This window comes from Prevotella sp. E13-17 (genome assembly GCF_022024035.1).
GTDB lineage: Bacteria > Bacteroidota > Bacteroidia > Bacteroidales > Bacteroidaceae > Prevotella.
Genome location: NZ_CP091787.1, coordinates 63,794 through 78,007, shown reverse-complemented (window position 1 = coordinate 78,007; position 14,214 = coordinate 63,794). Strand labels below are relative to the sequence as shown.

At 46.0% G+C, this 14,214-nt stretch carries 11 protein-coding genes and 1 pseudogene; 2 read left to right on the top strand and 10 right to left on the bottom strand.

What is annotated here, in order from left to right; all coding sequences use genetic code 11:
* Nucleotides 1–6: 6 nt before the first annotated feature.
* The 7 genes and pseudogenes from L6472_RS00255 to L6472_RS00225 all read right to left on the bottom strand — a co-directional run bounded on the left by L6472_RS00255 (nucleotide 7) and on the right by L6472_RS00225 (nucleotide 9,473).
* Nucleotides 7–603, bottom strand: coding sequence for an RNA polymerase sigma factor (locus tag L6472_RS00255; protein ID WP_237806111.1), 597 nt, complete (start codon nucleotides 601–603; stop codon nucleotides 7–9).
* 68 nt (nucleotides 604–671) lie between these two features.
* Complete coding sequence (locus L6472_RS00250) at nucleotides 672–1,310, bottom strand: GDSL-type esterase/lipase family protein (protein WP_237806109.1); 639 nt, start codon at nucleotides 1,308–1,310, stop codon at nucleotides 672–674.
* A 52-nt stretch (nucleotides 1,311–1,362) separates the two neighbouring features.
* A complete protein-coding gene (locus L6472_RS00245; protein ID WP_237806107.1) occupies nucleotides 1,363–1,557 on the bottom strand; it encodes a hypothetical protein in 195 nt (64 codons plus the stop codon).
* Between the two features lie 26 nt (nucleotides 1,558–1,583).
* The gene (locus L6472_RS00240; protein ID WP_237806105.1) at nucleotides 1,584–3,101 is read right to left on the bottom strand and encodes a hypothetical protein; all 1,518 of its coding nucleotides are present in this window, start codon (nucleotides 3,099–3,101) and stop codon (nucleotides 1,584–1,586) included.
* Nucleotides 3,102–5,994: 2,893 nt separating this feature from the next.
* Nucleotides 5,995–6,825 (bottom strand): annotated as a pseudogene (locus L6472_RS00235) (DUF4886 domain-containing protein); the annotation flags it as partial.
* Between the two features lie 21 nt (nucleotides 6,826–6,846).
* Nucleotides 6,847–8,241 carry a right-handed parallel beta-helix repeat-containing protein gene (locus tag L6472_RS00230; protein ID WP_237806103.1) on the bottom strand — a complete coding sequence of 465 codons (1,395 nt, stop codon included), beginning with the start codon at nucleotides 8,239–8,241 and terminating at the stop codon, nucleotides 6,847–6,849.
* Nucleotides 8,242–8,390: 149 nt separating this feature from the next.
* Complete coding sequence (locus L6472_RS00225) at nucleotides 8,391–9,473, bottom strand: glycoside hydrolase family 43 protein (RefSeq protein ID WP_237807943.1); 1,083 nt, start codon at nucleotides 9,471–9,473, stop codon at nucleotides 8,391–8,393.
* 1,792 nt (nucleotides 9,474–11,265) lie between these two features.
* On the opposite strand from L6472_RS00225, the gene L6472_RS00220 reads away from it, so the two are divergent.
* A complete protein-coding gene (locus tag L6472_RS00220; RefSeq protein ID WP_237806101.1) occupies nucleotides 11,266–11,562 on the top strand; it encodes a TRL-like family protein in 297 nt (98 codons plus the stop codon).
* A gap of 51 nt (nucleotides 11,563–11,613) precedes the next feature.
* Here L6472_RS00220 and L6472_RS00215 read toward each other — a convergent pair whose 3' ends face one another.
* Nucleotides 11,614–12,093, bottom strand: coding sequence for a hypothetical protein (locus tag L6472_RS00215; RefSeq protein WP_237806099.1), 480 nt, complete (start codon nucleotides 12,091–12,093; stop codon nucleotides 11,614–11,616).
* 2 nt (nucleotides 12,094–12,095) lie between these two features.
* A complete protein-coding gene (locus L6472_RS00210; RefSeq protein ID WP_237806097.1) occupies nucleotides 12,096–12,551 on the bottom strand; it encodes a hypothetical protein in 456 nt (151 codons plus the stop codon).
* Between the two features lie 585 nt (nucleotides 12,552–13,136).
* On the opposite strand from L6472_RS00210, the gene L6472_RS00205 reads away from it, so the two are divergent.
* Nucleotides 13,137–13,829 carry a hypothetical protein gene (locus tag L6472_RS00205; protein ID WP_027450811.1) on the top strand — a complete coding sequence of 231 codons (693 nt, stop codon included), beginning with the start codon at nucleotides 13,137–13,139 and terminating at the stop codon, nucleotides 13,827–13,829.
* 24 nt (nucleotides 13,830–13,853) lie between these two features.
* Here the strand turns inward: L6472_RS00205 and L6472_RS00200 are convergent, their stop codons facing one another.
* Nucleotides 13,854–14,093: a DUF2442 domain-containing protein gene (locus L6472_RS00200; RefSeq protein WP_237807942.1), complete on the bottom strand. Its 240-nt coding sequence runs from the start codon at nucleotides 14,091–14,093 to the stop codon at nucleotides 13,854–13,856.
* Between the last annotated feature and the right edge of the window lie 121 nt (nucleotides 14,094–14,214).

Here is a 14,214-nt window from a genome sequence, read left to right as displayed (position 1 = left end):
ACGTTTTTAATAATTGCCTGTCATTGAGACTATCTTCCCGTCCTTGGCCCTGTCACCATCTCTTCGTCCAAGCAGTTTCTTCTTCAAAGCATTCATGGCGTAGGCAATATGGTAATTGACCGTTGCGAGTGTGATGCCTGTCAGTTTGCATATCTCCGCATAAGGCATCTGGTCTATCTTCGCCATATAGAAGATACGCTTGCACTTCAGTGGCAGTCCCTCGATGGCTTCGTGCAGCGAATTAACCTCCTCTTCCGAAATCATGCTGTCCATTGGTGTCAGCATGTGAGGGAACTCAAAGTTGGGAAAGTCATCAATGTTTATTTCTAACTTCTTCTTTGAGGTCTTACGCATCAGCGAGATCACCTTGTGATAAACAATAGTAGAAAGCCAAGCGTTGACATTATCTATTTCCCCCAGCGACTTACGGTGTGACCACACCTCCAAAAAGACATCACTGACCACCTCCTCGGCACTCTCCTTGTCGCCAAGCATACCATATGCCTGAAAGTACATTCGCTCGGAATGCTTTCGCATAAAGTGCTGAAGGGCCAGTTCGTTTCCCTTCGAGATGAGGATTAGTTCTCGGTCTGTCTCAGCCATTGTTCAGGGTTTTCTACTAATCATGACGCAAAAATAATAAAAATATATAGTACTCTTCTGCATAAAATTTATTTTTTTCTTTCCTTCATGCTTTTCAGCCCTTTCTTGATAGCCTTAAACCATCGTTTTGCCATCCTCTTGGCTCCCTTCTGATTAGGGTGAACACGGTCGTGAATAGTCATTGTTCGCCAATCATGTCCTGTTGCCATGTCAACCAGGAACAGATGCTTGTCGGCACCACCTGTCACCATCTCGGCAATACGTCTGTTTAGTTCTGGGATATAACTGTATTTAGGTAGCTTCCCACTAGGTGTCACCTGTGCAATGAACACCAATGCCTCGGGGTTAATCGTATGAATCGTACTGATGATATGCTGATAGGCCTTTATCATTCCGTCCACAGGTTGTTGATCAGCGAAATGATTATGTCCGGCATGCAGCAGAACGATATCTGCAGGATACAAGCGATAAAGACTATCCACTCGCGCCTCAATATACTCAACAGGTTTGCCACTAAAGCCACAATGACGCAAAACTCCCGCTGGCGTCATTCGCTCTCGCGGACCAATGAAGTCCACCTCATAACCCTTTCTCTGGAACAACTGCCATAATGGATAGAGGTATGAGTTGAACTCATCGCCACCTTCTGTGATCGAATCACCCATACCCATCACAGAGAAACGCTTCTCCTGCGTTTCTGCCATCATAGTGACAGACATCAGCAGGAGAAGCACGAAAAATAATCCTTTTATTGTCAACCTATTCATCTTCAGCAAAAACGCCCTTATAGTTACACCAGCCATTGCCCTCTTCCAGTTCCTCTTCCTCGAAATCACAAGTTCTGGACAATTGCTCCGAAGTAGTCACTACATTGAAATAGCTGGCAGCTATCATGCTGGTACATTCTATCTTCATCACTTTGACACTACAGGGTATATATGTCTTTTTACTCATAATCGTATATGTATAAATTAAGGTAATTATAGTTTCTGGCCTACGACATTGTATTTAATACCATTCTTCATCATGACAATTCGACCATTCTCTATGAACTTGCCACTACGCTTCGTGCCACTATTCTGCAAGCCTTTCACACTTGCTGCCTCATTCTCGAATGATACAAACGAGCGGGCTTCAGAACCACCCAGCACCAGATAGGCTCTATGTGCCTTGTTCATAAAGGCAGCACCACCAGCCTCAGCATAGTAGAATCCCAATCCGCTTTCGCCATTGGCCAACTTGTAATGCTTACCATCGCCTGTTGTCGTCTCTGCAACGTCAGAACCCTTCAATAAGTTGGTGGGAGCAGCCTCATCCGAAACCGCAACAACAGGGTCATACACGCCTTCTGTACCTTCAACCAACAGAGCGGTCCCAGCAGGAACAATATCACCAGCGGTATAGGTTTCTCCAATGGTCAATACACCAGCATTATCACTACTGAAAGTTTTTCCCATTAATCCTGCAGGCATTGTAAAAGGAAGACCAAGGTAATATGTACCTACACCTACAGAAGTAATGTTTATGGCAGCACTTGTAGCGTCATCATGAACCACAGAGTTTGTAACCGTTGATACAGAATTGCCAAGAACATTCTGGTTATCAGCCGAAGTGTTATTATAGAAAAGGCAGTTTGTCACATTAAGAACACGGGCGTATGTCGCATTTGGTTCCGTGGCATTGTAAATGCTTGCACCATTTCCCTTTATGGTGTTATCTACAAAAGTACAGCTATTGAGTGTCAACTCCTGACCATGCTGCATCATTACCAATCCACAAGGGTCATTTGTTGCACCTGTCGTCTCATTATTAGCAAATAAGCAATGCTCAAATGTCGTCCATCCCTTTGTTTTGTTATCACTTTGCAGACGAGCTACCACACCACGGTTGGCTGCTTTATTATTGGTAAAGATACAATCCACGACTTTCAGCGATGAACGCTTTGAGAAGAAGGCATTGGCACCCTGACCACTATTAATAAGGTTTTTAAAGTTGCATTTGCTAACGGTCACCAGGGCGCCACAGTTATCCAAGTAGATTGCACCTTTCGTGTCGTTACCGCCCTGTGCAATATACAAGCCTTCAAAATCAATATTTGTAATGGAAACGCATTTATCGGTTGTTCCTGCAGCAACTGCCGTATTTATCTGGAATACACGGTCGCGGTCACCATCGTTAACATCTCCATCACCATTAGCATCACCGTTGAATACGGTACGCTCAGCACCTTCTGATCCAATGAGGTTTATACCCATCTTCACATAGAGAGACGATGTCGGCATATAAGTTCCTCCGGCAAAATATACGTTATCTCCGTTTGCAAAACTTGATGCATTGGTTGAATTAAAGTTAGTCTGTAACTCATCTATACTCCATGCATTCTCCCAACTGGAACCATCTTTTGTTCCGGCTCCTGCAGGACTGACATAGTAGTCGCTGGCTGATGCGCTGAGTGCACAAGCAGCCAAAAGGAATGTAGTTAATAAAGATTTCATCATATCCTTATTTCTATTTTCTGAATAGTTTCTTGTTATTCACAATCACGAGTCCTTTCGTATCTCTTGAGACACGCTGACCTAAGAGATTATAGCACTGATTGGGAACAGAAATCCCTTGTTTTATATCAGCTATACTATTGATGCCACTGCTTACCGAAGTAACTACAACATTGTTGAGCAGCACCCATCCATTGCTCTTATACACATCTGCTACAGAGACATCAAGACCTATGGCATTGTTGTTCGTCTTGTCTATCAGTCCTACTGCCCAGGTATAGTTTCCTGGCTGAACGCCTGTCAGTGAGAACTGTGTAGAGAAGCTTTGATCATCATTCTGCACAATGGTCGAGAGGTCACTATTCTCTGCTACGAAGATATTCCTCACCGTGTTTCCCTGCAACAGCGCATAAGCAACCTTATATTTCTGGTTCCACTGTGGAATATTGGTCGGACAATAGCCCCAACCACTATTAGCCCATACCGACGACAAGGTTACATGTCCGCTTGAGGGCATCATCGAAGGCACAGTGACTGTCTTAGGATAGAGATGATAGCCACCCTCGCGCATAAAGCGTTTCACCAGATAGAAAGCATCATTAAACCAAGAATAGGTCTCACCACTCGTGATGTTGGAGTTGTAGCGGAAGTCCATCATGTTGGCATGAGCATCCTGCGCATCAATAAACTCACCTAGACGCACATCTGCCCAGTCGGCATAACCATCGTTGTTCATCGGACTGTTCCCGTGTGAGGCCTTCACCCAACCACCTTCGCTCAACACAGGACGCTGGTGGATATACCTATGCACATAGTTCTTTTCCCACGTGCTATAGTAGGTCTTCATGCCCATCGCATCATGACGCAGGGAGAAGCCGCGAACCACGGCACTGTCAAGCAGGCGTTCTGAGTTGGGATCATACTGAGTGCCGTTCCACTCCGTGCCCGTCAATATCCAACGATGATAGTTGATAACCACTGGCACCTGAGTAAACAGCGAAGCATTGAGATTGGTAATCCAGTTGAACACACTCTCACGTGGTGTCATGTTGCCGGTAGAGTATCTCACCGAGTGACCCTCACCCCACTTTCCAAGACCTGTTCCACTGATAAACTGTACGCGCTCTGGGTCGTTATATTCCTGAGCGAAAGCAGTGAGGAACTGTGCGTATTTCGCCTGGAAGACAGGATCATCGGGATAAGGTGACCACACCTGCGTGCTTCCTGTCGTGGTGGTAAAGCCCTGGGCACCGGCATCGCGCACATACTGCGGTGTGAACGTGTCGTGCTTGTCGCGACTATCTGTAATAAACGAAAAAGCCAGCTTCAGGTTGCGCTGTTGGGCTCCGTTCACTAGCATTCTCAGTCGTTGGGCAGGTTTTGTGTTACAAGTGCTCTGCCAGGCATAGACATTCTCTTCCGGATTGAAATAGCTCCATGCGGCACGAATGAATAGTGTGGTAGCATAATCACTGACGTTCACCTGTCCTTCTGAAGAAGTGAAGTTGTCGTACTGTGACCAGAAGTTATCTGAAAGACCATCACCCAGACCAGCATAGATGACCCAACCCTGCATGGGGTTACGGCATCCCTCAGTATCATCCACCTCAAACGATGTGGTTGTTTGCCATGCGGGAACCACTCCGCCACTGTAGGCGCCCGGTAATGTACCATCCGTGCGCTGGGCACCAATCTGGTCAACAGTGATATCGCTGAGGATGTTCCATGTTGATACCCTGTCACCAGCATCCTGACTGCTATACATACTGCTTGCAGCCTGAGGAACTATGACCTGCAACTGATTCAGCTGGTTGGTGCCAAAAACAGTGCTATAGGTATTTCCCACGTAGCTGTCGGTATTGTTCCATGCAGTCAGCTTGGCATCAGCCCCACACACATTATAGCCACCCGAAACGAAAGTGGTGACCGTACCCTTGAAGTTATAAGGGGCGTTCGTTGCATCGCCAACAACAATTGAGTTTGCGAGATAAAGCTGAGCCTTGTCTGCCATCTCTACCTGTGAACCGCCAGTATTGCCTGCCAGTGTAGAACCAACTATATAGAGTTTGTTTTCGAAACTACCCTTACCATTCGTATAGACTGCACCCGAAGCTGTTGAGGTCGATACGTTATTAGCGATGGTCGAGTTGACGATATATAGCGCCTTACCATGCTGAACCAGCACAGCAGAGCCTATTCCTTCCGTCACCGTGTTATTATAGATAGCACAACGGTTCAGTACCGATGTTCCTTTCGCATTGCTATTGGAAGAGAAGCGCAAGGCTGCACCACGCGCCTTACAGATATTATTATAGAACTGGCAATGCTCGGCTATCAAACGACTATATTGCGAGGTAATAGCCATACCTCCCAATTTTCCCGTACACTTATTGCCGTAGAACCGACAGTCCTCAACCTTTGCATAGCCACAGTCACGCAACAGCAAAGCACCATGATGCTCACTGTCTGTGTTGTCGAAAGCGCAAGTAAAGTCGATGCCTGTAATGTTGACTGCCTTGATAGTCTCGCCATCGGCAGTCTGCGTATTAAAGAACATAATGACGGACAAATCGCCACTGTCTGCCGTGTCATTGCCGTTCCTGTCGCCAGAGAACACCGTAGGCGTTGCCGACGGGTATGTGGGAATCGTTGTGACGGTACCTGTCAGGTTAAGTGCATAGCCTCCTATAAAGGTGTAGCCATTCGTGGTCTGCAATTGAGCAGTCGGCTTATACACACCACCGGCAAAATGAAACGTGTTACCACTCTCGTAGCTATTGATGTTGGCACTCAGCGTGCTCAGCGACATGGCATTGTTCCAACTGCTACCATCACCACTACCCCTGCCATCAGGACAAACGAAGTAGTGGGTATTGCCTGCCCGGTTCTGAATATAGCTCAGGTCCGTTACGGCATAAGGGTTCTGCACAGCAGCATGAGCTGATGCCTGTGCTGCCTCCTTAAACGAGGCCGAAAGACCAGTAGGCGTATATTTATTGCCCACCACACTCTGACCGAAGATAGCCTCATACCAAGTACAGGCAGCCGTATAACGACCATGAATCACATTCAGATGATAGCCGTCGCGGGTCATGTTGTCACCAATGAAGGTTGTACGGGCATTCTGTATGGCAGTACCGCAAGGAATGAGCAGATCCATCCCGTGCTCTTTGAAAGCATTGGTTGTGGCATCAATGATGGCCTCATACATCTCCTGCTGGTCTTTGTCGTATTTGGCGAAGTCGCTGTGCGTGGAGTTCTGCGCATAGGCCCAGGTCTGATGCAGAATCAGCTTGACCTTAGGCAACTTCTCCTTAACATACTTAATCAGTTCCGTGAGATAAGGCTCGTAGGTGTCATACTGTCCCGACATGCCACTCACCTGTTGCAGACTCACATAGTCCCAGGTTTCATCGGCCAGTGCCTTTTCAATGGTCATGCTTCCCGTCTCAACCTTCACGCCGTCAAGTCCTATCTTGCGATAGGCATAGTCGGCCGTGTTATTCACCATATTGTTATAGTGACGTTCCAGTGAACAGCCACCAATGTACATATTGCCGATAATCAGCTGTTTACCGTCAGCCTCAGCAATTTCATGCAGATACTGTTCTACAGCATCCTGCGAAAAGCTATTTCCAATAGCTAACACTTTTACGACGTCTTGTGCCGCTGCCGTCCTTAGAACAAGGAACAGCAGCACAAGTAACGTCATCCTAAAACTTACCATGAAAAAACTAACTACTAACTATTATAAACTACTAACTACTTTCTTACCATTAAGGATGATGATACCCTTCTTGCCTGAGGTCACACGCTGACCGTTCAGGTTGTATGCCACCTTCTGTTGGTTCTGTGCACCAACGGTCTTGATAGCATTGGTATCATCACCGCCATCATCAGGATTATCATCAATTGCTGATGGGGCAAAATCATAGGCACCAATGACATTGTTTTCACGAACGGCACCTGTCTGGTCCAGAGTGATATCTGCAGCAGGGTTGATAGCAGGATCGAGCGCCTCGACTACAGCGGCGAAACCCTCCATGGTCTCGTTCTTGGCAATAGGAGCCAGCACACCATCGGTCAAGACATTGTCACCAAACACCTCCTCACGTGTCTTGTCGGTGATGTTACCCTGCAAAGCGATGCCGTCGCCTGCGGTGATGCCACCCAGCACGATGGAGTTAAGGATATTAGCTTTTGATGTGGCGTTCAGAAGGATTTCCATCTGGTCGGCCTCAGCCTCAGCAGCCGAACTGTTGTCGGCAAAGGTGCAAGACACCACATTCAGGATGCGACTGTAGTTACCATCGGGAGCAGTAGCGTCCCAGATGCAAGAGCCCTTACCATTCACCTTATTATTAATAAAGCTGCAGTTCACAAAGTTCATCTGCTGACCATGCTGCATCATCACGATACCGCAAGGATCACCGGCAGCACCCGTTGCCTCGTTGTCGGCAAACAGACAGCGCTCAAAGGTGGTCCATCCTTTCTTAATGTCACCCTGCAGGCGAGCCACCACACCACGGTTGGCAGCTTTATTGCCCGTAAAGGTACAGTCAACGACCTTCAGCGTAGAACGTTTTGAAAAGAAGGCGTTGGCACCCTGACCCGTATTGACAAGGTCCTTGAAGTTACACTTGCTGACGGTCACCTCGGCACCACAGTTATCCAGATAGATAGCGCCTTTCGTGTCGTTACCGCCCTGGGCAATATACAGACCTTCGAAGTCGATATTTGTAATGGTGACACATTTCTCCGTTGTTCCCACACCAACGGCGGTGTTTATCTGGAACACGCGGTCGCGGTCACCCTCGTTTATTTCTCCATCGCCATTGGCATCGCCATTGAACACGGTGCGCTCAGCACCCTCGGCGCCAATCAGGTTGATGCCCATCTTCACATAGAGTGTAGCTGTGGGCACATATTTGCCAGCAGCGAAGTACACATTATCACCATTTTGAAAGTTGGCTGCGTTCGCACTGTTGAACTGTTCCAGCAGTTCGTCAATACCCCATGCATTCTCTGCACTGGTACCGTTCTTTTCACCAGCACCTGCAGGACTAACATAATAGTCAGCAGCTGAAGCAATGGCTGGCGTTGCCATTACAAGCAAGGAAAGCGTAAAAGTTTTTAGATTCATAAGAATAGTGTATTGGTTATTGAATAATAATAAAAGAGATTCTACCTATAGTGACGCAGCTTCTCGAAAAACCTATAGGTGGAAAGCAAAAAAAATTGGGCCACGGTCAAAATGCCGTAGCCCAAGCTGTCTGTTTGCTGACTTTTTTATCAGAACGAAACCTCATCGCACCAGCGCACAACTGGCTTGCCATTCTCAAAGTCGATGGGAATCCAGACGTAGCGGGCATCGCGGGGATGGCGCGGGCGCCAGATGTCGGCCATGAAGATATGATGACCGTCGTCGAGCGTCAACACGTAAGTGCTCTGTCCGCCGAAGGTCTTCTCGGCCTTGGGTCCGCGACAGGGATTGGGGTGCTGCGTCCATGGGCCCCAGATGCTGGGTGCCGAGAACATGCGGGCCTCGTTGGGGTCCCAACCGGTGCAACCCGAGGTAATCATCCAGTAGGTGCCGTCGTGCTTGAAGATGGCCGGTGCCTCGTTCTGTCCGCCTGCTGCCACACGGGTGTAACGACCGGTGTGATGCAGGTAGTCGGCCGTCAGCTCAGCCACGTGCAGTGTCATGTTGTCTTCCGACGAGAAAATATGGTAGGCCTTGCCGTCGTCATCCACATAGAGCGTCATGTCGCGCGCCATCTGGCCTGTGGCGAAGTCGCGCTTCACGAAGAGTCCGTTTCGCAGGGCTTCGTACCATGCTGGCGTCCACCACTTCTCAAAATGGGCCACGTTGAGTGTGTCTAATAGCGCCTGACTCTGTGCATTCTGCATTTCCACGGGCCACGTGCCCGCATTGGCCCTTTGCGAATACAAGAACTTATAGGGTCCTTCGGGGCGATCAGCCACTGCCACGCCATAGCGAGCGGCAGCGTAGCCCTGTCCTTTCAGTTCCAGGTGGAACCACATGCAGAACTTGCCCGTCACCTTATTATATATTACCTTCGGGCGCTCCAATATGCAGCCGCGTTCTATGTCGTGGCCGCGCTCATCGCTGACACTCAGCGCCACACCACAGTTGCGCCAGTTCACCAGGTCTTTCGAGGCGTAGCACATCACCCCCACCATGGCACTGCTGGTATGGTCGTCCTTATGTTCGCCAAACCAATAATACGTATCGCCATACTTCATGACGCCGCCACCGTGGGCATTGATATGACGGCCACTCTCGTCGCGCCACAGTGCGCCATTGGCAAGGGTGCGCGGCTTCTGTTGTTGCTGGTTCCAATACTGTTCCAGTCGCTTGGCCTCTGCCTTGGTGATGTGAATCACCGACCCATGTTTCGGCGACTTCACCCCCTTTATCTTCATCACGCCCTCGTTGAATCGGCCCAGCGGCTTGAAGGTCTTGAAGTCTGACGTCTCCACGAAGCCGAAGTTATGAGGGTTCACACTATAGATGTCGTACATCACCACCCATTTCTTCTCGCCGATGCGCTTCCACACATTGGGAGCCTCGCAACCACTGTTCTCGCCGTCTATCTGCTCGGCATGGTAATCGTCGAAGTGGTTGATGCGGTCACTCGTCATATACTTGATGCCGCCAGGGTTCTCTTGCGACACGTAGGTCATGAAGTAGCGGCCGTCGGGCATCGGGCAGATGTCGGCATCGAGCACCTGTGTCTGCTCGTCGGGGTATTCAAAGAGCAGCTGGGGCTCGGTCTCCAGCGTGGTGAAAGCCTCATCGGCATAGCTATAGTACAGCTTGGTGCGCTCGCCGGCCTTCTCGCGGATGGTGAAATAGACCATGGGCTTGCCCACCGTGGGGTCCCAGATGGTCTGCGGTGCCCAGGCACAGCCTATCTCTCCAAACTTTTCTGGAAAGAGCTTATCAATGCGCGCCACATGGTGCGTCCAGTGAATCAGGTCGTCACTGGCCATCAGCACCAGTCCGCGGTTGTTGCCCCAGCCATACCTGTCGGGGCGTTCCCACTGTGTGGTGCGCAGTCCTTTCTGCTTGCCAAACACATGGAGGTCGGTCATGGCAATATAGAACTTGCCGTTGGGTGCCCGGTAGATATGCGGATCACGTATGCCATGCTGCTCGGCAATGCTATCGCCGGCAATGATAGGTTCGCCATTGTTCACAGGTGTGAAGTTGTAGCCGTCATAGCTGATGGCCATGAACAGCGAGTGGGTGGGGTCTGTGAAATAGGTGAAGAGATAGGCCCCCATATCTTTCTCGGTGAGTATGCGTTTCTGTTTGCCTGCCATCGGCATAGGCAAGCAGACAAAGCAAAGAAGAGATACTAGTAATAGTTGTTTTAGTTTCATGCCGCAAAGATACACAGAATTTTCGAAAATCAGACATACTAACAGAGGAGAAAGACATAATAACCTTTTTTAAAGACATAATAACATACGAACATACTTTTTTTAAAAAGACATAATCGCTCGGCTCTGCCGCTTTCACCGCTCGGCATCCCGAAGGGTGACGCTTGCAAGGCAAGAAAGCGAAGCGACTGAAAGAACATACGAACATACTTTTTTTTACGAACATACTTTTCTATTTACTCCCCTCCATTCAGGGAGGGGTCGGGAGTGGGTCTCTTCCCCTCCCCATTGGGGAGGTTGGGAGGGGGTTGTGGGGAGGTCGGGAGGGGGTTGTGGGTCATTTCTAGACTCTAGAAACGTTCATTTTAAAGTCTAAAAGCACTAGTTCTAAAGTCTAAAAACGCCACTTTTAAAGTCTAGAATCAAAACAATTGTTTCTGTTCTAGCCCCTAGAATGGTCACTTCTAGCCTCTGGATGGGCTGCTTCTATGGGCTAGAAGTGGTCCTTCTAGGGGCTAGGAACATCTCATCCAGGGGCTGGATGGGAAGCAAAAGCTATACTATTGAGGGGCGAAAGTTATGCTTTTAGGATGTAAAAGCATAACTTTCTGGACAAAAAAGCAATGCTATTTGGAAAAAAGAATTGTGTATTTGTTTCGTTATATGTATAACTTTTATTATCTTTGCAATCGTAATTATAACAAAAAGTTAGCTCTAACTTAATACCTATTTTATTAACTTATTAACTACAAAGCATATGAAAAAAATGATGACTCTTGCTGCTTGTGCAGCTTTCGCAGCGCTCACATTGGGCAGTTGCGCAACAATCAACAGTGGTGCAGCTCTGACTGAGAAGGCTCCGATTGGACAGAAAGTTGGTGAAGCACAGTCTTCTTACATCCTTGGCCTTTGGAGCTCGAAGGGCAAGCAGAACAACATTCAGAAGGCTGCCGAGAATGGTGGCATCAAGAAAGTGTCTCAGGTGGAGTATGTTGACCAGATGGTTCTGGGCGGCTTGTTCATCAAGCACACCACTCGCGTTTACGGTGAGTAAATATAAATTAAACCCCGAAAGTGATATAAAATACTTTCGGGGTTCATTTTGTCACCTGTCCCGTGACACACTAGTAGGGCACGCATATCTATACTCCAATAAGTGATCATGAAAGTCCTTTTTGGTTACAATCCGTCTGTCATAGAGCTTCTTCTTGCGAATTACATCCATAGGATAGTTCTTGGCAACACTCCACTTAATAGTATAAATGTAGCATGTATCATACTGTTGACATATATATGGATCAACAGATATCATGAAGTCTGGTGGTGCTAAACTGCCAATAATAGCTCTCGTAAATGCACCATCTTTTCCCCTAGTATCGCTTCGTGGCATAACATATGCATCTTGCATACCCCAAAAATCCCAATCTTCAAGAGTGTCTGACTTGGACAAGTTTATTAGCAATGAGTCTTTTGTGCAGTTCTTTATATAGAATAATGATACTCTATCCATAACACAAGAGACTGATGTACTTAAAATCATTAATACAAACAATGATAGTCCTACTATTTTCTTTGTTCTTTTCATAATTATCTTCTTGACTTGCGAACAATACTTATCGTATCTGAAATGACAGGCTTATCACCACACAGGATAAAATTGGACGGGAAAAGTTTTATTACTCCCACATTACCCCAATGCAAAGGCATCTTGGCAGAGATTCTAATTTTCAACTGTTCCCTACCGCAAACAGAAAAGGAATGATTCTTGTCTATCAGATTGTCATTAAGATAAAAATACATTTTTAAGTCCGAATCAGAACTATAAGAATGTGACAACCTTAAAGAATCTGGAAAAACCACGAAGTTCCCGTCTATATCCATTTCAACCCAATCGCTTAAAGCTGAAGTACCATATATATCAACAACACCACAATCTTCTGATAAATTATACTTTGACCTGCCTTCAACAAGAAGAGGGTATGAAGCATCACAAGATAAGAGGTTTAGCAATATTATTAAATATACTATAAGTTTTTTTTTCATCGCCAACATTTTTACCATTTCATATGTTTGAATCAAAGATCTGAGAGACAGGTCTTTAATTTTTTCAAATTTATTTCCATATATTTATTGTTTTGTCAACTTATATATAACAGAGTATGTCAGTCCGCTAACGCGTGACATTTGTCGAGGACCAATGCGGATTTCTTGCATAATATAACGGATAATTTCGTACTTCACTTCTCTGAATTGAGGACAGCGTTCTTATCAAAGTCCAATAATCAGCATCTTCGTCAAAGATATCTTGACGATTTATACCACGTATCATTACATGATAGATACCCGTTTCGCTATGCTTTCGTTCTTTCCTCGGCATGGTGATTTATCTTTAATATTTCCTACATAACGGAGAGAAGAGGCGTTTATTATAAAAAATCAAAGACCTGTCCCGATGATCTACTAACTGGATTTGCGATAGCCTATCATTGTCGGTAGGCTATTGCTATTTTAGGAACCAGAATTACGAGAACGATTATACTACTCTTTTTTTTCTATTTTTCCAAGCAAACATTTTACTTATCGAAATAATATTAGTACATTTGCGCACAAATCAAATTCGGATTATAGATGAAACAAATAAAAGTATTTGAAGACGCATATAAAAAAGCAAAATTCAAACAGTTAAGGTTGATAGTCTTTGTGCTCGCTGTCATGATGCCTGTTGGTACATTTGCACAAAAGGAGAAAATAATAAAGAACTTCTGGCATGCAAAGGTTTGGTTGAAAGATGGAACTACCGATAGTGGATATATCAGGAATGGGCATAATACCGTATGTGTTTATGATGAAACAGTTGTGTTAAATAATCTGGATGGTTTATTCAGCAAAAGCAGGACACATGCAACTACAGACATAGACAGTATGTATATATGGTTTGATACTGAACCAGATGAGGTGTTGGTTAGCCACGCTGTTCCAGTACATTATTATTATGGTAACGAAACTCCTATGGAATACGGTTATCCCAGTATGTGTTATGTGCTTTATCAGAGCAAGAATATCACTATCTATGATGCATGGGACTTGTTCTTAGGGGATGTCTACTTATATAAGACACCCGATATGCAGTATGCTAAGGCATTATTTAGAAAGGGGAAGAAACTAACCGAAAAACGCAGAGCTACACTTTGTGATGAGTTCGATAACTACTCTATCATCAAGAATTATATCAGAACCATCCATAAGGATAAACTAAAAGATGATCCTTATTCATTTTTCTTAGTCATTGACAAAGCTTTGGGATCTGCAAAGAGATATTGATAATAATTACACTTCTTTTTCTCATTACACTTTTACAAAGTCTAGTGGATTTCTTTTGATAACGAGCGGATAGCGCTCCGGATGACGCAAACTATCTATTTCAAGATCTACGTCAAGGTCAGGCCATTCTATAGCTTCCGAACCAGACATCTGCACATTCAGCACGCTACGGATTGGGGCATCTTTCATCCAAGGTATACGATTATAGGATAGGAAATAATCATTACCAAGCACAGAAAGCATAATGCCTTGCGCATTAATCATCAATACGCTTGCCGATGTGCTGCTTGAATTGTTCCTTAAATCTGTCTGCATATTTTTCTACTATTTTCTTTATTTCATTCAACTTATGTTTTGGATACTATTCGCTACAAATCTACAAAAT